This window comes from Streptomyces sp. NPDC060184 (genome assembly GCF_042728795.1).
GTDB lineage: Bacteria > Actinomycetota > Actinomycetes > Streptomycetales > Streptomycetaceae > Streptomyces.
In genome coordinates, this window is sequence record NZ_JBHWYX010000072.1 from 1 (window position 1) to 24,615 (window position 24,615).

General features: G+C 73.6%; 21 protein-coding genes. 16 read left to right on the plus strand and 5 right to left on the minus strand.

Translation table 11 applies throughout. The features are described 5' to 3' along the window. Positions 1 to 133 precede the first annotated feature (133 nt). A complete protein-coding gene (locus tag ACFWEE_RS31110) occupies positions 134 to 556 on the minus strand; it encodes a GNAT family N-acetyltransferase (RefSeq protein ID WP_386894315.1) in 423 nt (140 codons plus the stop codon). A 251-nt stretch (positions 557 to 807) separates the two neighbouring features. Here ACFWEE_RS31110 and ACFWEE_RS31115 point away from each other — a divergent pair, with 251 nt between their 5' ends. From ACFWEE_RS31115 to ACFWEE_RS31135, 5 genes are all read left to right on the plus strand, one after another. Continuing rightward, a complete protein-coding gene (locus ACFWEE_RS31115) occupies positions 808 to 1,485 on the plus strand; it encodes a TetR family transcriptional regulator (protein ID WP_386894317.1) in 678 nt (225 codons plus the stop codon). Then, positions 1,475 to 2,251, plus strand: coding sequence for an SDR family NAD(P)-dependent oxidoreductase (locus ACFWEE_RS31120; RefSeq protein WP_386894319.1), 777 nt, complete (start codon positions 1,475 to 1,477; stop codon positions 2,249 to 2,251). The genes ACFWEE_RS31115 and ACFWEE_RS31120 overlap by 11 nt, the downstream gene beginning before the upstream one ends. Positions 2,252 to 2,374: 123 nt before the next feature. Then, positions 2,375 to 3,415 carry an NAD(P)-dependent alcohol dehydrogenase gene (locus ACFWEE_RS31125; RefSeq protein ID WP_386894321.1) on the plus strand — a complete coding sequence of 347 codons (1,041 nt, stop codon included), beginning with the start codon at positions 2,375 to 2,377 and terminating at the stop codon, positions 3,413 to 3,415. Positions 3,416 to 3,661: 246 nt separating this feature from the next. Continuing rightward, entirely contained in the window at positions 3,662 to 3,967 is a 306-nt protein-coding gene (locus tag ACFWEE_RS31130; RefSeq protein ID WP_386894323.1) for a DUF6191 domain-containing protein, read from the plus strand. A gap of 332 nt (positions 3,968 to 4,299) precedes the next feature. Beyond that, positions 4,300 to 6,003, plus strand: a complete 1,704-nt coding sequence (locus ACFWEE_RS31135; RefSeq protein ID WP_386894325.1) for an ABC-F family ATP-binding cassette domain-containing protein — start codon at positions 4,300 to 4,302, stop codon at positions 6,001 to 6,003. A 35-nt stretch (positions 6,004 to 6,038) separates the two neighbouring features. Here the strand turns inward: ACFWEE_RS31135 and ACFWEE_RS31140 are convergent, their stop codons facing one another. Beyond that, entirely contained in the window at positions 6,039 to 6,521 is a 483-nt protein-coding gene (locus tag ACFWEE_RS31140) for an NUDIX domain-containing protein (RefSeq protein ID WP_386894327.1), read from the minus strand. A gap of 255 nt (positions 6,522 to 6,776) precedes the next feature. On the opposite strand from ACFWEE_RS31140, the gene ACFWEE_RS31145 reads away from it, so the two are divergent. Further along, complete coding sequence (locus ACFWEE_RS31145; protein ID WP_386894329.1) at positions 6,777 to 10,304, plus strand: phosphodiester glycosidase family protein; 3,528 nt, start codon at positions 6,777 to 6,779, stop codon at positions 10,302 to 10,304. A 71-nt stretch (positions 10,305 to 10,375) separates the two neighbouring features. Here the strand turns inward: ACFWEE_RS31145 and ACFWEE_RS31150 are convergent, their stop codons facing one another. After that, positions 10,376 to 11,836: a PucR family transcriptional regulator gene (locus ACFWEE_RS31150; RefSeq protein WP_386894331.1), complete on the minus strand. Its 1,461-nt coding sequence runs from the start codon at positions 11,834 to 11,836 to the stop codon at positions 10,376 to 10,378. Positions 11,837 to 11,945: 109 nt separating this feature from the next. On the opposite strand from ACFWEE_RS31150, the gene ACFWEE_RS31155 reads away from it, so the two are divergent. From ACFWEE_RS31155 to ACFWEE_RS31170, 4 genes are all read left to right on the plus strand, one after another. Further along, complete coding sequence (locus ACFWEE_RS31155; protein ID WP_386894333.1) at positions 11,946 to 13,481, plus strand: purine-cytosine permease family protein; 1,536 nt, start codon at positions 11,946 to 11,948, stop codon at positions 13,479 to 13,481. 119 nt (positions 13,482 to 13,600) lie between these two features. Next, positions 13,601 to 14,005, plus strand: a complete 405-nt coding sequence (locus ACFWEE_RS31160) for a nuclear transport factor 2 family protein (RefSeq protein ID WP_386894335.1) — start codon at positions 13,601 to 13,603, stop codon at positions 14,003 to 14,005. Between the two features lie 17 nt (positions 14,006 to 14,022). Next, complete coding sequence (locus ACFWEE_RS31165; protein WP_386894337.1) at positions 14,023 to 15,462, plus strand: gamma-aminobutyraldehyde dehydrogenase; 1,440 nt, start codon at positions 14,023 to 14,025, stop codon at positions 15,460 to 15,462. 162 nt (positions 15,463 to 15,624) lie between these two features. After that, positions 15,625 to 16,062 (plus strand): hypothetical protein, encoded by a 438-nt coding sequence (locus tag ACFWEE_RS31170; RefSeq protein WP_386894339.1) that lies wholly within the window; start codon positions 15,625 to 15,627, stop codon positions 16,060 to 16,062. A 61-nt stretch (positions 16,063 to 16,123) separates the two neighbouring features. On the opposite strand, the gene ACFWEE_RS31175 is transcribed toward ACFWEE_RS31170, so the two are convergent. Beyond that, entirely contained in the window at positions 16,124 to 17,029 is a 906-nt protein-coding gene (locus tag ACFWEE_RS31175; RefSeq protein WP_386894341.1) for a LysR family transcriptional regulator, read from the minus strand. 158 nt (positions 17,030 to 17,187) lie between these two features. On the opposite strand from ACFWEE_RS31175, the gene ACFWEE_RS31180 reads away from it, so the two are divergent. From ACFWEE_RS31180 to ACFWEE_RS31190, 3 genes are all read left to right on the plus strand, one after another. Beyond that, positions 17,188 to 18,018, plus strand: coding sequence for a DMT family transporter (locus ACFWEE_RS31180; RefSeq protein WP_386894355.1), 831 nt, complete (start codon positions 17,188 to 17,190; stop codon positions 18,016 to 18,018). Positions 18,019 to 18,115: 97 nt separating this feature from the next. Beyond that, positions 18,116 to 19,354, plus strand: coding sequence for a DUF4032 domain-containing protein (locus tag ACFWEE_RS31185; protein ID WP_386894343.1), 1,239 nt, complete (start codon positions 18,116 to 18,118; stop codon positions 19,352 to 19,354). A 120-nt stretch (positions 19,355 to 19,474) separates the two neighbouring features. After that, entirely contained in the window at positions 19,475 to 19,666 is a 192-nt protein-coding gene (locus tag ACFWEE_RS31190; protein WP_386894345.1) for a DUF6381 family protein, read from the plus strand. Positions 19,667 to 19,927: 261 nt separating this feature from the next. Here the strand turns inward: ACFWEE_RS31190 and ACFWEE_RS31195 are convergent, their stop codons facing one another. After that, the gene (locus tag ACFWEE_RS31195) at positions 19,928 to 20,398 is read right to left on the minus strand and encodes a MarR family transcriptional regulator (protein ID WP_386894347.1); all 471 of its coding nucleotides are present in this window, start codon (positions 20,396 to 20,398) and stop codon (positions 19,928 to 19,930) included. 91 nt (positions 20,399 to 20,489) lie between these two features. On the opposite strand from ACFWEE_RS31195, the gene ACFWEE_RS31200 reads away from it, so the two are divergent. The 3 genes from ACFWEE_RS31200 (at position 20,490) to ACFWEE_RS31210 (ending at position 24,500) form a co-directional block, all read left to right on the plus strand. Beyond that, complete coding sequence (locus ACFWEE_RS31200; protein WP_386894349.1) at positions 20,490 to 20,843, plus strand: HGxxPAAW family protein; 354 nt, start codon at positions 20,490 to 20,492, stop codon at positions 20,841 to 20,843. 297 nt (positions 20,844 to 21,140) lie between these two features. Further along, complete coding sequence (locus tag ACFWEE_RS31205) at positions 21,141 to 22,778, plus strand: ABC-F family ATP-binding cassette domain-containing protein (RefSeq protein WP_386894351.1); 1,638 nt, start codon at positions 21,141 to 21,143, stop codon at positions 22,776 to 22,778. Between the two features lie 69 nt (positions 22,779 to 22,847). Next, positions 22,848 to 24,500, plus strand: coding sequence for an ABC-F family ATP-binding cassette domain-containing protein (locus ACFWEE_RS31210; protein ID WP_386894353.1), 1,653 nt, complete (start codon positions 22,848 to 22,850; stop codon positions 24,498 to 24,500). Positions 24,501 to 24,615 lie beyond the last annotated feature (115 nt).

Below are 24,615 nucleotides of genomic sequence, written 5' to 3' on the forward strand. Positions count from 1 at the left end.
GGGGGGGGGGGGGGGGTTTGGGGGGTTGGGGGGGGGGTTTCTGGGGGGGGGCGGCCGCCCCCCCGCTCGCCACCGCCCCTTCTTCTTTCACGCGCTCTCTTCTCTCACGCGCCTTCCGCGCGGGGGCCAGGGCTCAGGGGGCCGGGGTGACCAGGCGGAACATGCCGGTCATGTCGCCGGGCGTGAACCCCTCGCGCGCGTAGAGCGCCGCGCCCTCCCCGGTGGAGAAGAGCCCGACGAAGGCGGGTGCCGGTGCGGTGTCCCGCACGTGGTCCAGGAGCCGGCGCAGCAGCAGCGTCCCGATCCCCTCGCCCTGATGGGAGGGGAGTACGGCCAGGTCCTGTACGTAGAAGTAGGAGACGCCGTCTCCGACCAGGCGTCCCATGCCGACCACCTCCTCGCCGTCCAGCGCGACGACACCGGCCGTGGAGCCGGCGAGGGAGGCGGGCAGGAACTCCCAGGCGAAGGCGTGGGACCAGCCGACCGCTTCCGCGATCTTCCGGTGTTCGTCCGCGGTGGGGAGCCGGTCGGCCAGGGTGAGGGTGATGCGTGCCATGGGACGGATTATCCGACAGGCCCCGGCGGCCCGGCCGACCGGTGTCCGTCCCGGCCCTCCGGCCCGCTGCGCGCCCCTCCCCGGACGCCGCCACCTCTCTCCCGCGCACCGCCCGTTCTCGCGCCCCCGTACCGCCGCGCGCCCCGCCGCTTCTCCCGCCCGCGCGCTCCTCCCGGCGCTCCGCCGTCTTCACGAAAAGTCCCACCACGACATTTGTCCCGCTGCGACATTTTTGGGTGTACGGTGCAGACATGAGCACGGAACAGAGGGAACCGGAGAGGCGGGGCCGAAAGGCCCGCCGGACCCGGGACACGCTGGCCCGGGCCGCGTTCGAGCTCGTACTCGACCGGGGTCTGCGCCACGTGACGGTCGAGGAGATCGCGGAAGCGGCCGACGTCGACCGGCGCACCTTCAGCCGGTACTTCCGGAGCAAGGAGGACGCGGTCCTCGACGCCGTACGCGGCGACGGCGACCGCATCAACGACGCCCTGCGCGCCCGCCCCGCCACCGAGCCCCCGCTCACCGCGTACCGCCGTGCCGTACTCGACTGGCTCGACGACACCGAGGCCGGGCCCTGGCACCTGCGCCCCCGGATCTTCGAGCTGCTGGTCCTGGCCGAGGAGGAGCCGACTCTCTACGCGGCGTACCACCACATCAGGGTGGACGCCCAGGAGGAGTCGGTCGCCATCCTCGCGGACCGGCTCGGCGTGGACCGCCGCGAGGACATCCGTCCCGCGGTGACGGTCGCCGCCGGGGCCGGAGCCCTGCTGGCGGCGCAGGCCGCCTGGGTCCGCAGCGGTCTCCCCGACGTCCTGCCCGCACTCGTGGTCCAGGCGTTCGACGCCCTCTCCGCGGACCTTCTCATCCCGGCCCTCACCGACCGGCGCACCGCAGCACCACAGAAAGAAGCACCTCATCATGAGCACTGACCTCACCACCTCCTACGCGACGGAGTTCACCGGCAAGGTCGCGCTGGTCACCGGCGGCGCCTCCGGCATAGGCCTGGCCCTGTCGCGGCGCCTCGCGGCCGGTGGCGCGGCGGTCGTCGTCGCCGACTACGACGAGGAGAGCGCCCGCAAGGCCGTCGCCGAGCTGACGGCCACCGGCGCCCGCGCCGCCGCCGTCCGCCTGGACGTCACCGACCCCGCCTCCGTCGAAGCCGGCGTCCGGTTCGCCGTCGACACCTTCGGCGCCCTGCACCTCGCGGTGAACAACGCGGGCATCGGCGGCCCCGCGGCCCCCACCGGCGAGTACGCCGTCGAGGACTGGAACCGCGTCGTCGCCACCAACCTCAGCGGCGTCTTCCACTCGATGCGCTACGAGATCCCCGAGCTCCTCAAGGCCGGCGGCGGTGCCATCGTCAACATCTCCTCCATCCTCGGCACCAACGGCTTCGCCCAGTCCCCGGCGTACGTCGCCGCCAAGCACGGTGTCGTCGGCCTGACCAAGACGGCGGCCCTGGAGTACGCGGCGCAGAACATCCGCGTCAACGCGGTGGGCCCCGGCTTCATCGACACCCCGCTGCTCCGCAACACCGACGGTCCGGCGCGCGACCACCTGATCTCGCTCCACCCCGCGGGCCGCCTCGGCACCTCGGAGGAGGTCGCCGAGCTCGCCGCTTTCCTGCTCTCCGACCGCGCTTCCTTCGTCCACGGCAGCTACCACCTGGTCGACGGCGGCTACTCCGCCTCCTGACCACCCTCCCTGGACACACCCAGGGGCGACGGGGGCACAGAACAAGAGGGGCACGCCACCGGCGGACCGGCCGGAACCCGGCCGGAACCGGCGGCGGGCCCGGTACAGAACAGAGGAAGAACCATGAAGGCAGTTCAGTACCGCACCGTCGGCGCGGCACCCGAGGTCGTCGAGATCCCGAAGCCCGTGCCCGGACCGGGCCAGATCCTGCTGAAGGTCACCGCGGCCGGTGTCTGCCACTCCGACATCGCCGTGATGAGCTGGTCCGCCGAGCAGCTCACCTACCCGCTGCCGCTCACCCTCGGCCACGAGGGCGTCGGCACCGTGGTGGAGCTGGGCGACGGCGCCGAGGGCGTCTCCGTCGGGGACAACGTCGCCGTCTACGGCCCCTGGGGCTGCGGCACCTGCGTGAACTGCGCCGAGGGCCGGGAGAACTACTGCCTGCGCGCCGACGAGCTCGGCATCATGCCGCCCGGACTCGGCAACCCCGGTGCCATGGCCGAGTACATGATCGTCGACAACGCCCGCCACCTGGTGCAGATCGGCGACCTCGACCCGGTCAAGACCGTCTCCCTGACCGACGCCGGTCTCACGCCCTACCACGCGATCAAGCGCTCGCTGCCGAAGCTGACGCCCGGTGCCACGGCCGTCGTCATCGGCACCGGCGGCCTCGGCCACGTCGCCATCCAGCTGCTGCGCGCGATGACCGCCGTCAAGGTCGTCGCCCTCGACGTCACCGAGGAGAAGCTGGAGCTGGCCCGCAAGGTCGGCGCCCACGAGACCGTCCTGTCCGACGAGAATGCCGCCGCCAAGGTCCGCGAGCTCACCGGCGGCGTCGGCGCCAAGGTCGTGCTGGACTTCGTCGGCGTCGACGCGACCGTGAAGACCGCCGGTGCGGTCGCCTCCGTCGACAGCGACGTCACCATCGTCGGCATCGGCGGCGGCCTCCTGCCCGTCGGCTTCGGGGTGCTTCCGTTCGCCACCTCGGTCACCGCGCCGTACTGGGGCTCCCGCAAGGAGCTCGCCGAGGTCATCGAGCTGGCGCACGCCGGTGCCGTCGACGTCCACGTCGAGACGTTCTCGATCGACGAGGCGCCGCTCGCCTACGAGCGCCTGCACGACGGCAAGATCAACGGCCGGGCCGTCATCCTGCCCAACGGCTGACACATACCCCGGGTCCCGCCCGTCCTCCCCCCGGGAGGGCGGGACCCGGCCCCTTCGTGGTCCGTACGCCAACGGCACGCGCTGTGCCGACAGTCACGCGTACGGAGCCACCCGATGCGACGCGGGCCGCCGGACCACGGCGACGGCCCGCGTCGGCATGCCGGCAGGAGCACCCGCCCGCGTCCGTGCCCCGGAACGCCCACGGAGGGATGCCCGATCGGCCGTCCACGCGGTCATACTGTGGCCATGGGATTCGCCGCGCTGCTCACACTCCCCACGCTGGTGGTCGGTCTGACCGTGCTCGCCTTCGTCGACCAGCTCATGCTGCGCGGCTCCCGCGCCGGTGTCCTGCCCTGGCGGAACGGCGCCCGGCAGGGCCAGGTCTCCGCGACCGGGTTCGAGCAACTGCACGCCACCTTCTCGCCCGGCAAGCAGAGCGAGCTCAAGGAACGCACCAGCGCCCTGCTGATGCGCGACGACGAAGAGGACGGCGCTCCGCCCCACCGTTCGACCGTCGACCTGGACGGCGGCCGGGCCGTCATCCGTCTCTGAGGCGTGTCGCACGCTTCGGAGAGACGGTCTCCACACTGCCCGTCCGCCTCCAGGCAGTGCGGAAGACGCTCCCGGGCCACGGTCCCGGGGCGCCGGTGAACGCGGCAGCACGCCGTATTCCGGGGACGCCCGTCCGGCCGTTCCTCTACACTCGCACCATGGGTTCGCACCACCGCTTCCGCTGATCCGCTCCGGCGAGTACCGCCGCAGCCCCGCGCCGCCGCGCGCGCTGCCCGGGTACCTCAGCCGACCGGAAACCACACCCCGACGCACGCCCGTCACCGACGCGGCACCGGGGCCCTCCCTCAGCGAAAGCATCAGGAACGACACCCATGTCCGCATCGCGCGACCGCACCCGGATCACCCTCCAGGACGTCACACTGGCCTACGGCGACAGGACCGTCCTGGCGGGCGTCTCCCTCACCGTCGGGTCCGGCGAACACGTCGCCGTCATCGGTGAGAACGGCTCCGGCAAATCGACCCTGCTCCGGCTCATGTCCGGCGCCGAGACCCCGGACGCCGGAGAGGCCGTCACCCGGTTCCCCGACGGCGTCGGCCACCTCGCCCAGACCCTCGCCCTCGCCCCGCAGCGGACCGTGCAGGATGCCGTCGACACGGCCCTCGCCGAACTCCGCGACCTGGAACGCCGGATGCGCGAAGCCGAGGCCCGGCTCTCGGGACCCGCCCCCACGGAAGCCGAACTCAACCTCTACGGAGAGCTGCTGACGGCATATCAGGACCGTGGCGGGTACGAGGCCGACGCCCGCACCGACGCGGCGCTGCACGGTCTCGGACTCGCGCACCTGCCCCGCGACCGTCCCCTGGCCACCCTCTCCGGCGGCGAACAGTCCCGGCTGGCCCTCGCCTGCGTGCTGGCCGCCGCGCCGGAGGCGCTTCTGCTCGACGAGCCGACCAACCACCTCGACGTGCCGGCCGTGCGCTGGCTGGAGGATCACCTGCGCGCCCACCGGGGCACCCTCGTGGTGGTCACCCACGACCGCGCGTTCCTGGAGGCCACCACCACCGTCATCCTGGAGACGGACCGCGACCTGCGCACCGTCACCCGCCACGGCGACGGCTGGGAGGGCTACCGGACGGCGAAGGCCGCGGCGCGGCGCCGATGGGCGCAGCAACACCAGGAATGGCTCACCGAACTCGCCCGCACCGAAGAGCTGGTGGAAGCCGCCGGGCGGCGGCTCCGGTCCACCGGCAAGGACCCGGGGGAGGGCTTCGGCAAGCACCGCCGCTCGCACGACGCCAAACTCTCCGGCCGGGTCAGGGCCGCGCGGACACGCCGGGACGCCCTGCGGGCCGCCCCCGTGCCCCCGCCGCCCAAGCCCCTGCGCTTCACCGCCGGGCTCACCCTCGCGACCGGAACCACCGGTGCTGCCGGAACCATCGGCTCTGCCGAATCCGCCGATGCCGTCGGCGCCCCGGCACCCCTGCTCGCGCTGGAGTCCGTCTCGGTGGGGGAGCGGCTGCGCCTGCCCGCCCTCGACGTGCTGCCCGGGCAGCGTCTCCTGGTCACCGGCCCGAACGGCGCGGGCAAGACCACCCTGCTCAGGGTGGTCGCGGGCGACCTCGCCCCCGATTCCGGGACGGTCGCCCGACGCGGACGCGTCGGCTATCTCCCCCAGGAGCTCCCGGCCAGGCTGACCCGCCGCTCGCTCCTCGCCACCTACGCGGCCGGCCGTCCGGGCCCGGCCGAGGAGTACGCCGGGGACCTGCTCGCCCTCGGACTGTTCCGCGCCGAGGACTTCGGTGTCGCGGTGTGCGACCTCTCCGTCGGCCAGCAGCGCAGACTCGCCCTCGCCCGGCTGGTGACCCGCCCCGCCGACGTGCTCGTCCTGGACGAACCGACCAACCACCTCGCCCTCGACCTGGTCGAGGAGCTGGAAGCCGCGCTCGCCGCGTACGAGGGCGCGGTCGTCGTGGTCTCCCACGACCGGGCTTTCCGCCGCCGTTTCACCGGGGACGTGCTGGAGCTGCGTGACGGACGTCCCGTGGGGGCCTGCCGGGCGGCGGACGGGGCATAGGGCCGGGCGCCCGCCCAGGCCCGCCCCGGACGGACTCACGCCTCCAGATGGGCCAGCAGCCGCTCCACGAAGACCCGCTGGCCCGTCACCAGCCGGGAGGCCGCCTGCGCCGGGGTGCACCAGGCGACCCGGTCGATCTCGGGAAACTCCTGGATCACCCCGGAACCCCTCGGCCACTCCATGGCGAAGGTGCCGTACACCGCCTCCGCGGTGTCCACCTCACCCTCCACCGCCCAGATGATCACCGTCTTGCCGCTCGCCTGCCGGGACTGCCCGAGCGGCACCCAGAACCCGTCCGGCACCGGCAGGCCCACCTCCTCCTCGAACTCCCGGCGGGCCGCCGTCTCGGCCGCCTCGCCCGGCTCGTACTCGCCCTTGGGGATCGACCACGCGGCGTCCTCCCGCCCCGCCCAGAACGGACCTCCCATGTGCCCGAGCAGCACCTCGACCCCGCTGTCGTCCGTATCCGTCCCGGTCCGGTAGAGAAGGACCCCCGCACTGCGCTTGCTCATCGACATGTCGTCAATTCTCCGTACACCGCGCCACCGTCGCCACCGGTTCGGGCAGACCGGGCGGCCCGGAAACCGGCCGGTCGCGCCGCCCGCACGACCGGCCACGACGCCGCGTCGTGGGCCCGGGGCCGACGCGCCCCGGCCGTACGCTGTTGTCCCCGCCGTCACTTCCGCCCCCTGGCGCCGCTCGTGCACCTCCCGGCATGCTGTCCGCCACAAGCGCTGATGAACCGTCCAACCCGCCTCTCAGCAGGAGGACTTGTGCGTCGACGTCCAGGGCCCGCCGTCCGCTCCGCGCGGGCGCTCGTGCTGTTCGCCTCCGTCTGCGGGGCCGTGGTGGGGGCCGTCGCCCCCGCCGCGGCCGACACGACACCCGACCCCCACCCGCGCAGCGCCGCCGAGGTCCTGAGACCGGTGGCCCCACCCGGTGCGAGCGCCCCTGCGGGCGCCGGGCGCTCCGCCGCCGGCGCCCCCGCCGCCCCCGTCGTCGACGAGCACGGCATCGAGACCGCCCGCACCTCCCGGCCCGTCGCGCCCGGCGTCGGCCTCACCTCGTACGACCGGCTCGAAGCCGCCACGTGGCTCCGTGTGGACGCGCTCACCGTGGACCTCGGCGAGGACGTCCGCGCCGACTACCTCTCCAGCGGGAAGGTGAGCGACCGGCGTACGGTCTCCGAGCTCGCGGCGGGCCACGACGCGGGAGCGGGCCGCCGCACCGTCGCCGCCGTCAACGCCGACTTCTTCGACATCAACGAGACCGGCGCGCCGGTGGGACCCGGTGTCCGGGACGGGGCCCTCGACCACTCACCGGCCACCGGCTCCTCCCACGCGGCCGGCATCGGCCCCGGGGCCGCGGGGCGGGTCCTGGACCTGTACTTCGAGGGCACGCTCACCCTGCCCTCCGGCGACCACCCGCTCGGCGCCTACAACGCGGCCGACGTCCCCGCCGGATCCGTCGGCGCGTACACCTCCGCCTGGGGCGACGCCGACCGCGCGCTGACCGTCAACGCCTCGGCGCGGCCGGTCGCCGAGGCCGTGGTACGGGGCGGCCGGGTGGTCTCCGTCTCCGCGACGCCCGGCAGCGGGCCCGTCCCCGAGGACACCACCGTCCTCGTCGGGCGCGAGGCCGGGGCGGAACTCCTGACGGCCCTGCGGCCGGGCGACCCGGTCGGGGTGACGTACCGGGCGCGCACCGACGACGGGCCGCTGCCGCGCACCGCCGTCGGCGGGCGCGAAGCGCTCGTCGTGGACGGCGTCGAGCAGAACCACGACGGCGAGGGCAACAACGCCGCCGCACCCCGCACCGCGGTCGGATTCTCCCGGGACGGCCGCACCATGCACCTCATCACCGTGGACGGCAGGCAGGCCGACAGCGGTGGGGTGACCCTCACCGAACTCGGCCGGATGATGCGCGAGGCCGGGGCCTGGAGCGCGCTCAACCTGGACGGCGGAGGCTCCTCCACCCTGGTGGCGCGGGAACCCGGCAGCGACGCCCTCCAGGTGGAGAACAGCCCCTCCGACGGCAGCGAACGCACCGTCCCCAACGGCCTCGCCCTCACCGTGCCGGACGGCAGCGGCACCCTCACCGGTTACTGGGTGGAGACCCGCACGCCCCCGGCCACCGCCCCGGGGGACGACCCCGTCGCGGGCGGTCACCCCGACCGGGTCTTCCCCGGCCTCACCCGCGCCCTGACCGCCGCCGGGTACGACGAGACGTACGGCCCGGCCGCCGGCGCCCCGCACTGGCGCACCACCGCCCCCGGCGTCGGCACCGTCGACGCGCGCGGCCTGTTCACCGCCCGGCGCGGCGGCACCGCCGAAGTCCTCGCCGAGCGCGGCAGGGCCCGGGGCTCGGCCCGGCTCACCGTGCTCGACGAGCTCACGCGCGTGAGCCCCACCACCGAGCGCCTCGGCCTCCCCGGGGAAGGCGCCACCGGAACCTTCGGCGTCGTCGGCTACGACGCCCACGGCGACAGCGCCCCCGTCGAACCCCGCGACGTCACCCTCGACTACGACCGCGCGCTCTTCGACGTCCACGACGACGGGCGGGGTTCCTTCACCGTCACCGCCCGTGCCGGAGACGGAACGGCCGGGCTCGTCACCGCCTCCGTCCACGGCGCCACCACGATGCTGGCCGTCACGGTCGGCCTCGCCGACCAGGCGGTCTCCGGCTTCGACGACGCGGACGCCTGGAAGTTCAGCCAGGCCCGCGCGAGCGGCTCGCTGGCCGCCACCGAGGACGGGCACACCGGCACCGGACTGGAGCTCACCTACGACTTCACCCGGTCCACCGCGACCCGCGCCGCCTACGCCGCCCCGCCGCAGCCCGTCGCGGTGCCCGGCCGGCCCCAGTCCTTCACCCTCTGGATCGACGGGGACGGCAAGGGCGCCTGGCCCACGCTCCACCTCAAGGACGCCGCCGGAACGGACCAGCTGCTCCGCGGTCCGTACGTCACCTGGACCGGCTGGCGGCAGGTCACCTTCGCCGTGCCCGCCGGAGCCCCGACGCCCCTGTCGGTGTACCGGTTCTACCTCGCCGAGACCGCCGCCGGCGCGCAGTACACCGGCGGGGTCGTCATCGACGACCTCGTCGCCCAGGTCGTGCCCGCGGCCGATCTGCCCGCCCGGGCGCCGGAGGCCGACCCGCTGATCGACACGGCGGCCGTCACGGAAGGCCGGGACTCCCGGTTCGCGGTGATGTCCGACGCGCAGTTCGTCGCCCGCGACCCCGACAGCGCGATCGTCGCCCGGGCCCGGGGCACCCTGCGCGAGATCAAGGCCGCGCACCCGGACTTCCTGGTGATCGACGGCGACCTGGTGGACGAAGGGTCGCCCGCCGACCTCGACTTCGCCCGCCAGGTGCTGGACGAGGAGCTCGGCGACGACCTGCCCTGGTACTACGTGCCGGGCAACCACGAGGTGATGGGCGGCACGATCGACGCCTTCACCGACCGGTTCGGCCCGGCCCACCGTACGTTCGACCACGCCGGCACCCGCTTCATCACGCTCGACACCTCCAGCCTGAGCCTGCGGGGCGGCGGCTACGCGCAGATCCGGGAGCTCCGCGAACAGCTGGACGCGGCGGCCGGCGACCCGGCCATCGGTTCCGTGGTGCTGATCGAGCACGTGCCGCCGCGCGACCCCACCGCGCAGAAAGCCAGTCAGCTGGGCGACCGCAAGGAGGCGGCCCTCGTGGAGGACTGGCTCGCCGGGTTCCGTCGCACGACCGGCAAGGGGGCCGCCTTCATCGGCGGGCACGTCGGGGTGTTCCACGCCTCGCACGTCGACGGCGTGCCCTACCTCGTCAACGGCAACTCGGGGAAGACCCCCTCCGGTCCGGCCGACGAGGGCGGGTTCACCGGCTGGAGCCTGGTCGGTACGGACCGGGTCACCCCCGCCGAACAGGCGGCGGCCCGGCAGCGGCCCTGGGCGGGCGGACCCGACTGGATCTCCGTGCAGACCCGGGCGCACGTCGACGACCTCACTCTCGACGCGCCCGCCGCACTCGCACCGGGCGACCGGGCAGCGGTGTCCGCCCGGATCACCCAGGGCACGCGTACGGTGCCGGTCGCCTTCCCGGTCAGCGCCGACTGGACCGGCTCCCCGAACCTCCGGATCGGGGACGGCGCCGGAGCCCGCGGCCGGCCCGTCGCGCTCCTCGACCCGGACACCGGCACGCTGACCGCCCTGCGACCGGGCACCATCACCCTCGCGGTGACCGTCGACGGGGTCACCCGGACCGCCCGCGTCACGATCGCCGCCGAAGGGGCCGCCGGGCGGGCGGCCTGACCCGCCCGGACGCGGTGGGCCCGGCCGTCCGCCGGGCCCACCGCACCCGCGTGCGCGACCCGGCGGATGGGTCACACCATCCGCTCCGCGAGCCCCAGCGTGCCCGCCGCCTGGATCGCCAGCCAGACCTCCGACAGCGCCCCGGTGGACGCCAGGTCGCGTCGCGCCAGCGTCCCGAAGCGGCGGAGCCGGTACGCCAGGGTGTTCGGGTGGATGTGCAGCGCCGCGGCGGCGGCCTCGGTCCGCCGGTCCCGCTCCATCCACGTACGGACCGAGACGAGCAGCTGGGAGTCGTGGGCGGCGTCGTACCGGAGGACTTCGCCGAGGACGTTCTCGACCAGCGCGGACAGCACCGCCGGGTCGTCCGGCAGCCACCGGCCCGTCAGGTCGTCGCCGTAGCGGACCACGGGCCGGCCCGACTCGGCCGCCTTCGACGCGGCCCAGACCGCCTCCCGCTGCGCCACCTTCAGCGCCGCGCCAGGCCGGAAGGGGCGGCTCATCCCGGCCGTCACCATGGGCAAGGTGCCCACCGCGTCGGCGAGTTCCGGCGCGCCGAGCACGTAGCGGTCCCCGCCCCGGGTGAGCAGGAGGTGCGGCCGGTCCTCCAGGACGTGCAGCAGGGCCTCGTCGGTGGTGTGGCGCACCACCATCAGGACGGTCTCCCCCTCGATCGCGTGCCGGGCGAGCCGTCGGCGGGCGGCCTCCGGGTCGAGCACCTCCTGGAGCAGTTCGGCCAGGGTCTCGGCGCCCTCCCGGCGGAGCGTCTCGCGTTCGTTGCGCACCATCGCGAGGCGCAGCGCGGCCACCGTGGCGATGTGCTGGGCCACCGCGAGCCCGGCGGGCTGGGCGCCCTCCCGCTCGTACGCGACGAGGAAACCGGCCGGTCCGCCGGGCGCGGGGACGGGCAGCACGAAGCCGCCCGGCACGGTCGGCGGGGCGTCCACGGAGTCCGGCAGCACCGAGGGGTCCGGCACCGGGACGCCCGGCAGCAGCGGGCGGCCCTGGGGCGTGCAGAGGTACACGTCGTAGCCGGAGAGACGTTCGAGCCGGCGGAGCAGGGTGGGGGTGTCGAGGTCCTCCGCGACCAGCCAGCGCAGCGAGCCGAAGACCTGGAGCTGGGCGCCGAGGCGGTGGCGGGCGTCCTCCTGCACCGCCGCCGCGACCTCCTGCGCGACCGCGATGAAGGGCACCGAGAGCGGTACCTCCAGCACCGGGAAGCCCCGTTCCTCGGCCGCCCGGAAGAAGTCGTCGTGCAGGACGGGCATGTGCAGCTGCGCGGAGAGCGCCAGCCCGGAGACCCCGGCGTCGTCCAGTCGTTCGAGGTAGGCGCGCTGTGCGGCGGCCGTTTCCGGGACCGCGAGTCCCGCCGTCATGATCAGCTCGGACCCCAGCAGCCAGGGTGTCGGATCGTCCAGTTCGCTGGCGTGCGCCCAGGAGACGGAGCGTCCCAGCCCGGCCCCGCCCGCCTTCACGGAGAGCTGGAGTGCGGGGAATGAGAGGAGATCTTCCACGGTGAGTTTGTCGCTTGCCACACAAAGAAGGCTATCGCTCTGTGACTGACACAATTGTCGCCGGTCACACGGGGGGATCAGACTGTGGGCTCGTCACTGCTGCACGACAAGAACGGAAGGTGACACGCCCGTGACCAGCTCGATCACCGAAATCGAGACCTATGGGGTCGAGCGGATCCCGGACGGGGACCGCACGGCCCGCCCGATCGATCTGTTCCGTCTCGCCTTCGGCGGTGCCAACACGTTCGCGACGTGCGTCCTCGGCGCCTTCCCCATCCTCTTCGGCCTCTCCTTCTGGCAGGGTCTCGCCGCCACCGTCCTCGGCCTCGTCGCCGGGGCGCTGCTGCTGGCCCCCATGGCCCTCTTCGGCCCGGCGAACGGAACCAACAACGCCGTGTCCTCCTCCGCCCACCTGGGCGTGCACGGACGCGTCGTCGGTTCCTTCCTCTCGCTGCTGACCGCCGTCGCCTTCTTCTCGATCTCGGTCTGGTCCTCCGGCGACGCCCTCGTGGGCGGAGCGCACCGGCTCGTCCACGTCCCCGAGTCCGACGTGTCGTACGGCATCGCCTACGCGATCTTCGCGGTCCTCGTGCTGGTCGTCTGCGTCTACGGCTTCCGCTTCATGCTGCTGGTCAACAAGATCGCGGTGATGGCGGCCTCCGCGCTCTTCGTGCTCGGCGCCTTCGCCTTCTGGGGCGACTTCGACCCCGGTTACGCGGGCTCCTTCACCTCGACCGCCGATCCGCTGTTCTGGCCCTCGTTCATCGGGGCGGCGCTGATCGTGCTCTCCAACCCGGTCTCCTTCGGCGCGTTCCTCGGCGACTGGTCCCGCTACATCCCGGCCAAAGCGCCCCGCCGCCGGGTGATGGGCGCCGCGTTCCTCGCGCAGATCGCCACCCTGCTGCCGTTCCTCTTCGGCCTGGCCACCGCGTCGATCATCGCCGCCAAGGCCGCCGACTACGTCGACCCGGCCGCCCCGAACTACGTCGGCGGACTGCTCGCCGTCTCGCCGGGCTGGTACTTCCTGCCGCTCTGCCTGATCGCCCTCATCGGCGGCCTCTCCACCGGCACCACCTCGCTCTACGGCACCGGCCTCGACTTCTCCAGCGTCTTCCCGCGCTTCAGCCGCGTCCAGGCCACCTTCTTCATCGGCGTGCTCTCCATCGCCTTCATCTTCGTCGGCCGTTTCGCGCTGAACCTCGCCCAGTCCATCTCCACCTTCGCCACGCTGATCATCACCTGCACCGCCCCGTGGATGGTCGTCATGGCGTTGGGCTACGTCACCCGGCGCGGCTGGTACGACCCCGACGCGCTCCAGGTCTTCAACCGCCGCCAGCGCGGCGGCCGGTACTGGTTCGCCCACGGCTGGAACTGGCGCGGCATGGCGTCCTGGCTGGTCTCCGCCGTGGTCGCCCTCCTCTTCACCAACCTGCCCGGCCAGTTCGTCGGCCCGCTCGGCGACCTCGCCGACGGCGCGGACATCTCCCTGCCGGTCGGCCTCGTCCTCGCCGCGGTGATCTACCTCGCGCTGCTCACCCTCTTCCCCGAGCCCCGTGCGGTCTACGGCCCGGCCGGCCCCCGCTTCGTCCGCGCCGCCGACACGGAGGTCCCGCCCATCACCGACGGCCCCGAGGTGCGGACGCCGACCGCGACCGCCGCGGGCTGACCGCCCGGGCGCGCACCGCGCCTCGCATCCCGCGACCGCCGCGGGCCGACCGTGCCCGCGCGCCACACCCCCGCCCGGACACCACCCAGGCCTCCCCCCCCCACGGCAAGGAGCCGATCATGAGCGACACCCCCGGACACGAGGACGTACGGGCCGCCGCCGACGCACTCGTCGCGGCCTTCGCGGAAGGACGTCTCGACGACTACTTCGGCGCCTTCGCCCCGGACGCGACCTTCGTCTTCCACACCACCCCCGAGCGGCTGGCCTCCACGGCCGAGTACCGTGCCCTGTGGCAGCGCTGGGTGGAGGAGGACGACTTCCGCGTGCTGGCCTGCACCTCCACCGACCGGCTGATCCAGCACTTCGGGGACACCGCGGTCTTCAGCCACGACGTGGAGACCCGTATCGCCACCTCCTCGGGCGAGGAGACGCTGCTGGAGCGCGAGACGATCGTCTTCGCCCGCGCGTCCGACGGCCGCTGGCCCGCCGTCCACGAGCACCTGTCCGCCCGTACCACCGTCTGACCAGGAGAACCCGTTCCATGAGCACCACGTTCCGCAACTACATCGACGGCGCATCCGTGGACGCCGCGGACGGTCGCACCCTCGACGTGGTGGACCCCACCACCGGTGACGTCTACGCGACCTCGCCGCTCTCCGGCCAGGCCGACGTCGACGCCGCCATGGCCGCGGCGGCGGCGGCGTTCCCGGTGTGGCGCGACACCACCCCCGCCGTGCGCCAGCGCGCCCTGCTCAGGATCGCCGACGCCATGGAGGCACGGGCCGACGAGCTCGTCGCCACCGAGAGCCGCGACACCGGCAAGCCGCTCCACCTGACCCGCAGCGAGGAACTCGACCCCGCCATCGACCAGATCCGCTTCTTCGCGGGCGCCGCCCGGATGCTGGAGGGCCGCTCGGCGGGCGAGTACATGGAGGGCATGACCTCCGTCATCCGGCGCGAGCCGGTCGGCGTCTGCGCCCAGGTCGCCCCCTGGAACTACCCGCTGCTGATGGCGGTCTGGAAGTTCGCCCCGGCCCTGGCCGCGGGCAACGCCGTCGTGATCAAGCCCTCCGACACCACCCCCGCCTCCACCGCGCTGATCGCCGAGATCATCGGCGGCGTCCTGGCGGAGATGGACCTGCCGCTCGGCGTCTTCAACGTCGTCTGCGGCGACCGCGAGACCGGCCGCATGATGGTGGAGCACCCGACCCCCGCGATGGCCTCGATCACCGGTTCCGTACGGGCCGGCATGCAGGTCGCCGCCTCGGCGGCCAAGGACGTCAAGCGCGTCCACCTGGAGCTCGGCGGCAAAGCCCCCGCGGTCGTCTTCGAGGACGCGGACCTGGAGAAGGCCGTGGAGGACCTGATCGTCGGCGGCTTCTTCAACGCGGGCCAGGACTGCACGGCGGCGACCCGGGTGCTCGTCCACGCGTCGGTGCACGACGCCTTCGTCGCGGCCCTGGCGGCGGCGGCCAAGGGTACGAAGACCGGTCTGCCGGACGACGAGGACGTGCTCTACGGCCCCCTCAACAACGCGAACCAGCTCGCCCAGGTCAGCGGGTTCATCGACCGCCTCCCGGCCCACGCCACCGTCGAGGCGGGCGGCCACCGCGTCGGCGACAAGGGCTACTTCTGGGCGCCGACCGTCGTCTCCGGGCTGCGCCAGGACGACGAGATCATCCAGAACGAGGTCTTCGGCCCCGTCATGACGGTCCAGTCCTTCACCGACGAGGCCCAGGCCCTCGAGTTCGCCAACGGTGTCGAGTACGCGCTCGCCTCCTCGGTGTGGACCAAGGACCACGCCCGCGCGATGCGGATGTCGAAGAACCTCGACTTCGGCTGCGTCTGGATCAACAGCCACATGGCCCTGGTCGCCGAGATGCCGCACGGCGGGTTCAAGAAGTCCGGCTACGGCAAGGACCTCTCCGCGTACGGCTTCGAGGACTACACCCGGATCAAGCACGTCATGACCGCTCTCTGATCCAGGAAGCGGCACCCCGCCCCGTACGGCCCACGCCCCGCCCGGTCCCCGGTGCGGGGCGTGGGCCGTGACCGGCCCGTCGCCCGCCCCGCGCACACCCGGTCGGGTGGCCGGGGCGGCCCGGACCCCGTCCGTGGCCGGGGGACGGGCAGGTACCGGGGCATGAGCGAAGAACACGCCGACCGCCCGGACACCGCCCACACCCGCCCGGAAGGGGTCGACGGCGCGACCGTCCGCGCGCTGGGCGCCCTGTCGGAGGCGCTGGAGACCACCGAGCGCGCCCGAGGCGCCCTCTACACCTTCCACCAGCTCACCGGGGGCGCCGACTTCCAGCTCGACGAAGCAGTACGGCTCCTTCGCGAGGCCGGCCACGACGGTGCGGCGGACCTGGTGGAGCGGGAGATCGTGGGCCGCAACGTCATCCCGGGCCACTGGACGTTCCAGATCGTCGAGGCGTACGACCGCACGTACTACCGGCCCTTCGCCGACGTCGAACGACGCCTGGTCGACGAACTGGCCGCTGGTCGCGCCCACTTGTACGAGGCGGAGCTCAAGGAGGCCCGCCGGACCCGGGGCCTGCCCGACCACACCGCGCGGTGACCCGAGCGGGAGACCTGCCGACGCCCGGCCCGCCGCCCGGGGACAAGGGCGCGGCGGCCGGTCAGCGCCGTCGGTCCGCGCGCGTCCTCCCGTCCTCGCCGTAGAGGCCGACGGCGAGGGCGACCGCGGCACGGGTGGCCGGGTGGGGATCCTGCCGCCGCCACACGAGGTGGACCGGGACGGGCGCCGCGTCACGCAGAGGGCGGTAGGTGATGCCGTCGCGGCGGTACTGGGCGGCGGTGGCCCGGGGGGTGACGCCGACGCAGCGGCCGGAGGCGATGGAGGCGAGCCAGTCGTCGATGTCGTGGGTGTGCTCCACCGCGGGCCGCCCGTCCTCGGGCCACAGGCCGAGGGTCGTGGTGCCGGTACGACGGTCGAGGGCGAGGGTACGGGTGGCGACCTCCGCCAGGCGGACGCTGCGCCGGCGGGCCCAGGGGTCGTCGGAGGCGAGAGCCACATGGCGGTCCTCGAAACCGACGAGGGCGTGCGACCAGCGTTCGAGGTCGAGGGCGCCACGGACGACCGCGAGGTCGCACAGACCTTCCGCGAGCCCGCCGGTGGGGGAGTTGTGGCGGACGAGCCGGAGTTCGGTCCCGGGATGATCGCGGCCCCAGCGGCGCTGGAACTCGGTGGTGTGGCGGCCGAAGGCCGACCAGGCGTGGCCGACGTGCAGTCGGCTGTGGCCGGTCGTGGCCTCCGCCACGAGCTCGGCGGCGGCGGCCAGCAGCAGACGGGCCCGCGCGAGGACCCGCACGCCCGCCGTGGTGGGCTCCACGGTGCGGCTGGTGCGGTGCAGCAACCGGACGCCGAGGATCGACTCCAGGGCGAGAAGCGTGCGGGAGACGGCCGCCTGTGAGACGCCCAGCTCCAGAGCCGCGTCCGTGAAACCGCCCGTGTCGACGATGGCCACCAGACAGCGCAGGTGCTTGAGCTCCGGTCCGGCGGCGAATCCCCCGTGCGCATCCATACGCTCAGCGTATCGACAGTACGGCGCACGCATTTTGCGTATCCGTGGCGGGAGCGCACCGTCAGGCCATGGAGACTTCGACGGACACCGCGCCCGCCCTGACCTCCGGCGGCGGTGCGCCGGACCGCGACGGGAGCCGCCGGGCCGGGGTGGCGCTGATGCTCGGCAGCGGTCTGTCCAACCAAATCGGTGCGTCGGTGGCGGCGCTGGCGTTCCCCGCCCTCGGTCCGGCGGGAGTGGTCGCGATCCGCCAGTGGGTGGCCGCCGCGGTCCTGTGGGCGGTCGGCAGGCCGCGCCCGCGCTCGTTCACCGCGGCACAGTGGCGACCCGTGCTGGCCCTTGCGCTGGTATTCGCCGTGATGAACCTGTCCCTGTACGCGGCCATCGAACGCGTCGGACTCGGACTGGCCGTCACCCTGGAGTTCTGCGGACCGCTTGCCGTGGCGCTGGCCGGCTCCCGTCGCCGCGTCGACGCCCTGTGCGCGCTGGCGGCGGCGTCCGCCGTCGTGGTGCTCGCCCGCCCCACTCCGTCCACCGACCACCTCGGTATCGGCCTCGCGCTGGTGGCCGCGGTGTGCTGGGGAAGCTACATCCTGCTCAACCGGACCGTGGGCCGACGTCTGCCCGGACTGGAGGGCTCAGCCACCGCGGCGGTCGTCTCCGGCACGCTCTACCTCCCCGTCGGCGCACTGACGCTCTGGCGGCATCCCCCCACTGCCGCCACCCTCGCCTGCGCGCTGGCGGCGGGTCTGCTCTCCTCGGCGGTGCCCTTCCTCGCCGACCTGCTCGCGCTGCGACGCGTCCCGGCGCACTTCTTCGGCACGGTCATGAGCGCCAACCCGGTCTTCGCCGCCCTGATCGGTCTCCTCGTGCTCGACCAGCACCTCGACGCCGCCGCGTGGACGGCCGTCTTCGTCGTCGTCGGCGCCAACACCGTCGCCGTCGGAGGGACGCGCAAGCCATCCCAGCAGCAGACCCCGGACGTCTGACCCGTCTTCCGGAGGGAGTGCCGGGCACCCCGCCACCCCGCCCCCACGACCACGTCCCGCACACTGGTGCCCCGCACCCGTACGAGCGAGGCGAGCCATGGCTTTGCAGATCAGCGCCACCAACCCGGAACACCCCGCACTCCTCCTGGAGCTGCCGTGGCACCTGCCGCTGGAGGAGTGGCCGGAGAAGTACCTCGTACCGCTGCCGCGCGGCATCTCCCGGCACGTGGTGCGCTACGCCCGCGCCGGGGCCGACGTGATCGCCGTCAAGGAACTCGCCGAGCGCCCGGCCGTGCGCGAGTACGACCAGCTCCGCACCCTCGACCGGCTCGGGATACCCGCGGTCGATCCGCTCGCCGTGGTCACCGGCCGGGCCGCGGCCGACGGGGAGCCGCTGGAGCCCGTACTGATCACCCGGCACCTCAACGGCTCGCTGCCGTACCGCTCGATGTTCGAGACCACGATGCGCCCGTCCACCGTGCACCGGCTGATGGACGCCCTCGCGGTCCTGCTCGTCCGGCTGCACCTCGTCGGATTCGCGTGGGGCGACTGCTCGCTCTCGAACACCCTCTTCCGGCGCGACGCGGGCGCCTACGCCGCCTACCTCGTGGACGCCGAGACCGGTGAGACCCATGCGCGGCTGAGCGACGGCCAGCGGGAGTACGACATCGACCTCGCCCGCGTCAACATCAGCGGCGAAATGCTCGACCTGGAGGCCGCCGGAGCGCTCCATCCCTCGGTGGACCCGATCGCGTTCGGCGCCGAGATCTCCCGGCGGTACACCGCGTTGTGGCAGGAGCTGACCCGTACCTCGGTCTACCCGGCGGGCAAGTACCACTACATCGAGCGACGGGTGCGCCGGCTCAACGACATGGGTTTCGACGTGGCCGAGATGCAGATCGTCAACTCGCCGGACGGCGACACCGTCACCTTCGTGCCCAAGGTCGTCGACGCCGGCCACCACCAGCGCCAGCTGCTGCGGCTGACCGGGCTCGACACCGAGGAGAACCAGGCGCGGCGGCTCCTCAACGACCTGGAGAGCTGGATGGCCACCCAGGACGACTACGCCCCCGGCGACCCGCTCGGGGCGCGTACCGAGGTCCTCGCGCACCGCTGGGTCCGCGACCAGTTCAGGCCCACGGTCCGCGCCGTCCCGCTCGACCTGCGGGGCTCCATGGACCCGGCCGAGCTCTACCACGAGCTGCTGGAGCACCGGTGGTTCCTCTCCGAGCGGGCCCAGCACGACATCGGCCTGGAGGCCGCGGTGGCGGACTACACCGCCACCAGGCTCCCCCGGGCCGAGACGCCCGGGGCCCGGGAGACCGCCGGGGAGTAGCCGCCGGCCGGGCGGGGGACGACGGGGCAGGAGGCGGCCCGTACCGGCCCGCCGAGATGCGTCCGCCCCGTCCTGCTGCTTCGCTGGGAGCGTCGGATGTCCAGCGGACGAGGAGTGGTGATGAGCGGAGCGGACGAACCCGCCGAGCTGGCCCGCCAGATGCGGGACAAGGCCCAGCAGCTGAGCGACGCCGCCGAGAAGGCGAAGGACCCCGAGGAGCGGCAGCGCCTCGCGGAGAAGGCCCGCAAGATGCGCGACCGCAGCGAGCAGCAGTCCGGCATGAGCAGCGGGGACATCTACCCGCAGCTGTAGGACGCGCGGCCAGGCCGGACAGGGAAGCGGTGCCGCCCCACGACAGGGGCGGCACCGCTTCCCTCGTGCGGTGCGGTTTCCCGTCCCGCGCGGTTCACGGAGTGACCCGTGCTTCACCGGGTGAGCCGTGCGCTTCACCGGGTGAGCCGTGCGTGCGGTCCACCCGAGTGCGGGCGCGCAGAACGCCCACCCCCCACCGTCGCATCCGGCCCGATCCGGCCCGGTGGCCGGGAGGAGTCGGTCCGTGGCCGCCGCTGGCTCTCAGCCCCGCAAGGCGGCGAGGTGGGCGCGCATTTCGTCCGCGGCCCGCGTGAACCAGTCCGCGAGCACTGCGGTCTCCTGCGGCGAGTAGTCGGCGAAGAGGGCCGTCAGCCGCCGGTAGAAGGGCTCGTACACCGCGACCACCCGGCCCGCGGCGGACTCGTCGGCGACGATCCGGACCCGTCGGCGGTCGCCGGGGTCGGGCTGTCTGCGGGCGAATCCCGCGCGCTCAAGCCGGTTGAGTACGCCGGTGATGGCGCCGGTCGTGAGGTCGGCGCGTTCGGCGAGGTCGCCGGCGGTCAGCGCGTCGGGGCCCGCCCCGAGGATGTGCCCGAGGCAGGTCAGATCCGTGACGTTGAGCCCCAGCGACTGGGCGACGTCGCTCTGGCCGACGAGACTCAGCGCGACGAACTGGTCCATGCGCTGCAATGCCTGCTCGGTCGAGGCGTCGGGGCGGGGCTTGCCCTCCACGAGCATTCTCCTTAGCATCTAAGTTACTTAGCTCGTGAGATGAAATGTCTCTCCGGAGCCTGCCGCTGCCATTTTCCTGGACGGAGAAGCGATGAGCGCACACGGTGACGCCGACCTCGGACACACCCTGGCGGGATGGGCCGGCACGACCCTCGCGATCGTCGGCGTCACGGGCGGTGGAGTCGCCGTCTGTGCGGCTTCTCCGCTCGGCGTGCTGCTGGCCGGGGCGGTGACCGTCGCCGCGGGCGTCGTCACCTGGCTCCTGCACCTGGCGGGCTGGGGCAAGCCCAGCGGTCCCCGTCCCCCGGCGGAGTGGAGCTGGCGCGTACGCGACACGCGGGCGCGGGCGGGGCACCCGGACTGCCTCGGCTGCCGGATGGCCGGGCGCAGGGCGACCGGGGCCGGGGAAGCTTCCGTGCCGGTGGCCGACGCCCTGACCTGCTGAGACGGCCCTGAGGTGGCGCGGGTCCGGAGGTGCTCCTTCCGCCCCTTTGTAAATTCCCGGCACCGGACCGGACCCGGCTGTTATCGTGAGAGGCACGTGATCAGCGATGTGATCACCGATGAAGGAGAGCAGCTGTGAAGGGTGACGACGACATCTCCGGGTGATACCCGAAGGTGATCGGCCACCGGCAGGCGCGCGTCCGCGCCGCTGGGACGGCTTCCGTTGTCGTACCCCCACCCCTGTTCGCCGCCGGGCGGCCGTCGACGCGCGCCCGCATCACGTCGCAAGGACGTCTCCATGTCCGCATCGTTCCTCACCTGCTCCAACCTCACCTTCGCCTGGCCCGACGGCACCCCCGTCTTCCAGGACCTCTCGTTCACCGTCGGCCAGGGCCGCACCGGACTCGTCGCGCCGAACGGCGCGGGCAAGAGCACCCTGCTCAAGCTGATCGCCGGTCAGTACCGGCCGACCCGGGGCTCGGTCTCGGTCGACGGAGTGCTCGGCCACCTCCCGCAGGACCTGCCGCTCACGGGCGGCCTCACCGTGGCCGAAGTGCTCGGCGTCGCCCCGGTGATCCGCGCGCTCGACGCCATCGAATCCGGCGACACGAGCGAAGAACTCTTCGCCGTGATCGGCGACGACTGGGACATCGAGGAGCGCACCCGGGCCCAGCTCGACCGCCTCGGCCTCGAAGACGTCAGCCTGGCGCAGCCCCTGGACACCCTCAGCGGCGGCCGGATCGTCTCGCTCGGGATCGCGGCGCAGCTCCTGCGGCGCCCCGACGTGCTCCTCCTGGACGAACCGAGCAACAACCTGGACCTCGACGCGCGCCAGAAGCTCTACACCGTGATCGAGGAGTGGAACGGCTGCCTCCTCGTGGTCAGCCACGACCGCGGACTGCTCGACCGGATGGACCGCATCGCCGAGCTCGACAGGGGCGAAGTCCGCTTCTACGGAGGGAACTTCACGGCCTACGAAGAGATGGTGCGCGCCGAGCGGGAGGTCGCCGAGAAGAACGTCCGCAGCGCCGAGCAGGAGGTGAAGCGGGAGAAGCGGGAGATGCAGCAGGCCCGCGAGCGCGCCCAGCGCCGCTCCAGCAACGCCGCCCGGAACATCAAGAGCGCCGGACTGCCCAAGATCGTGGCGGGCGGACTCAAGCGCAGCGCCCAGGTGTCGGCGGCCAAGGCGGACGGCACGCACGCCGCCCGGGTCGGGGACGCCCGGGCCCGGCTCGACGAGGCGGGCCGCGCCCTCCGGGACGACCAGCGGATCACCCTGGAACTCCCCGAGACCCGCGTACCCGCAGGACGGACCGTCTTCCTCGGCGAGGGCGTCCGCATCCGCCGGGGCGAGCGCGAGCTGTTCGCCGGGGGCGGAGTGGACCTCGAAATCCGCGGTCCCGAACGCATCTCGCTCACCGGCTCCAACGGGGCCGGAAAATCAACCCTGTTGCGGATCGTCCAGGGCGAGCAGGTGCCGGAGGGCGGGACCTTGCGGCGGGCCGACGGCCGTATCGCGTACCTCTCCCAGCGCCTCGACCTGCTCGACTCCCGGCGCACCGTCGCCGAGAACTTCGCGGCCTTCGCACCCGCGCTGCCGGAGGCGGAGCGGATGAACCTGCTGGCCCGCTTCCTCTTCAGGGGCCCGCGCGCGCATCTGCCCGTCCCGGCGCTCTCCGGCGGCGAGCGGCTGCGTGCCACCCTCGCCTGCGTCCTCTACGCCGAGCCCGCGCCGCAGCTCCTGCTGCTGGACGAACCCACCAACAACCTCGACCTGGTCAGCGTCGGCCAGCTGGAGAGCGCGCTCAACGCCTACCAGGGAGCCTTCGTGGTCGTCAGCCACGACGAGCGCTTCCTCGCGGAGATCGGGGTGGACCGGCGACTGCGCCTGACCGACGGACGGCTCACGGAGACGGACGCTCCCGGCGACGACTGACCACCCCGGAGTTCCTCGCCCGAGCCCTGCCCGACGGGCACCGCGACCGACCGAACCCAGGTGATCCCCATGAGCCGACCCGCCCTGCTCGCCCACGACCTCGTCGTCACGCTCGGAAGGCGCCGGGTGCTCGACGGCGTCTCCCTCACCGCCGCCCCCGGCCGCCGCATCGGCCTGATCGGGGAGAACGGCGCCGGAAAATCCACCCTGCTGAGCGTCCTCGCCGGGGTGCTCGAACCCGACTCCGGCACCGTCGTCCGTCCCGCCGGCCTCGGCCACCTCCACCAGGAGATGCCGTACGAAGGCGGGTCGACCCTCACCGAGGTGCTCGACGACGCCCTCGCCGAGTCCCGCGCGGCCCTCGCCCGGCTCGACCTGCTCTCCCGGGAGATCGCCGCCGCACCGGAGGACGCCCCCGGCCACGGCGACCTCCTCGCCCGTTACGCGCGGTGCCTGGAACTGGCCGAGGAGCACGAGGCGTGGGACGCCGACCGGCGCGCCGGGCTCGTCCTCGACGGCCTCGGCATCGGGGCGCTGGCCCACGACCGCACCCTCGGCTCCCTCTCCGGCGGCCAGCGCGGACGGCTCGCCCTCGCCGCGCTGCTGATCCGCCGCCCCACCGCGCTCCTCCTCGACGAGCCCACCAACCACCTGGACGACGAGGCCGCGGCCTTCCTGGAGCGGCGGCTCGGCGAGATGCCCGGAGCCGTCGTCGTGGCGGGGCACGACCGGGCGTTCCTCGACGCCGTCTGCACGGACCTGATCGACCTCGACCCCGCCGTCCGGGGCCCGGTCCACTACGGCGGCGGCTACACCGCCTACCAGGACCAGCGGCGGGCCGCCCGCGAGAGCTGGCAGCGCCGCTTCGAGGAGGAGGAGAAGGAACTCGCCGACCTGCGCGGCGCGGTGGAGGTCACGGCCCACCGGGTCGCCCCGGACCGGGGGCCGCGCGACAACGAGAAGATGGGGTACGGCCACGCCGCGGGCCGCGTCCAGAACCAGATCGCCCGGCGGGTCCGCAACGCCGCCCGCCGCCTCGGCGAACTGGAGCGGCAGCGGGTCCCCGCACCGCCGGAGCCGCTGCGCTTCCGTACCCCCGACCAGCTTCCCGCCGGATCCGCCGCGCCACCCGCGGACGACGCCCCGCTGCTCTCCCTCCGGGACGTCCGGGTGCCGGGACGCCTCAGCCTCGACCGCCTGGACCTCCACCCGGGCCGGCGCCTGCTGGTCACCGGCCCGAACGGCGCGGGCAAGTCGACGCTCCTCGCGGTGCTGGCGGGCGCCCTCACGGTCCCCTCCGGCCGGGTGCGGCGCAGGGACGGGCTCCGGGCCGGACTGCTGGCCCAGGACACGGTGTTCGAGCACCCGGGCCGAACCGTCGCCGAGACGTACGCCCTCGGGCTCGGCGAGGAACGGTCCGAACGCGTCCCGCTCGCCACCCTGGGGCTCTTCGCCGCGCGGGATCTCGACAGCAGGGTCGGCGAACTGTCGGCCGGTCAGCGCCGCCGCCTCGCCCTTGCCCTGCTCGTCGCGGACCCGCCCGACCTGCTGCTGCTCGACGAGCCGACCAACCACCTCTCGCCCCGGCTCGCCGACGAGTTGGAGGAGGCGCTGGGCACCGGGCCGGGGACCGTCGTGGTCGCCAGCCACGACCGGTGGCTGAGGTCGCGGTGGCCGGGGGCCGAACTCCGCCTGCGGGCCCCGGCGGAGGAGCGGGCGTGAGGAACATCGCGTTCGCCCGCGACGGAAACCGGACGCCAGTGCGGGAGTGAAGGATGGTCATCGGGTACAAATCGTGGTGATCGTCCGCCCTGCGGCCGGGCCACCGCCCCGGCCG

Bases quoted from the DNA above. Each gene is read 5' to 3' on its own strand.
- ACFWEE_RS31110 (WP_386894315.1), bottom strand. From the start codon at position 556: ATGGCACGCATCACCCTCACCCTGGCCGACCGGCTCCCCACCGCGGAC.
- ACFWEE_RS31135 (WP_386894325.1), top strand. From the start codon at position 4,300: ATGTCCGCATCGCGCGACCGCACCCGGATCACCCTCCAGGACGTCACA.
- ACFWEE_RS31125 (WP_386894321.1), top strand. From the start codon at position 2,375: ATGAAGGCAGTTCAGTACCGCACCGTCGGCGCGGCACCCGAGGTCGTC.
- ACFWEE_RS31185 (WP_386894343.1), top strand. From the start codon at position 18,116: ATGGCTTTGCAGATCAGCGCCACCAACCCGGAACACCCCGCACTCCTC.
- ACFWEE_RS31115 (WP_386894317.1), top strand. From the start codon at position 808: ATGAGCACGGAACAGAGGGAACCGGAGAGGCGGGGCCGAAAGGCCCGC.
- ACFWEE_RS31165 (WP_386894337.1), top strand. From the start codon at position 14,023: ATGAGCACCACGTTCCGCAACTACATCGACGGCGCATCCGTGGACGCC.
- ACFWEE_RS31130 (WP_386894323.1), top strand. From the start codon at position 3,662: ATGGGATTCGCCGCGCTGCTCACACTCCCCACGCTGGTGGTCGGTCTG.
- ACFWEE_RS31200 (WP_386894349.1), top strand. From the start codon at position 20,490: ATGAGCGCACACGGTGACGCCGACCTCGGACACACCCTGGCGGGATGG.
- ACFWEE_RS31210 (WP_386894353.1), top strand. From the start codon at position 22,848: ATGAGCCGACCCGCCCTGCTCGCCCACGACCTCGTCGTCACGCTCGGA.
- ACFWEE_RS31140 (WP_386894327.1), bottom strand. From the start codon at position 6,521: ATGTCGATGAGCAAGCGCAGTGCGGGGGTCCTTCTCTACCGGACCGGG.
- ACFWEE_RS31160 (WP_386894335.1), top strand. From the start codon at position 13,601: ATGAGCGACACCCCCGGACACGAGGACGTACGGGCCGCCGCCGACGCA.
- ACFWEE_RS31175 (WP_386894341.1), bottom strand. From the start codon at position 17,029: ATGGATGCGCACGGGGGATTCGCCGCCGGACCGGAGCTCAAGCACCTG.
- ACFWEE_RS31180 (WP_386894355.1), top strand. From the start codon at position 17,188: ATGCTCGGCAGCGGTCTGTCCAACCAAATCGGTGCGTCGGTGGCGGCG.
- ACFWEE_RS31205 (WP_386894351.1), top strand. From the start codon at position 21,141: ATGTCCGCATCGTTCCTCACCTGCTCCAACCTCACCTTCGCCTGGCCC.
- ACFWEE_RS31120 (WP_386894319.1), top strand. From the start codon at position 1,475: ATGAGCACTGACCTCACCACCTCCTACGCGACGGAGTTCACCGGCAAG.
- ACFWEE_RS31170 (WP_386894339.1), top strand. From the start codon at position 15,625: ATGAGCGAAGAACACGCCGACCGCCCGGACACCGCCCACACCCGCCCG.
- ACFWEE_RS31190 (WP_386894345.1), top strand. From the start codon at position 19,475: ATGAGCGGAGCGGACGAACCCGCCGAGCTGGCCCGCCAGATGCGGGAC.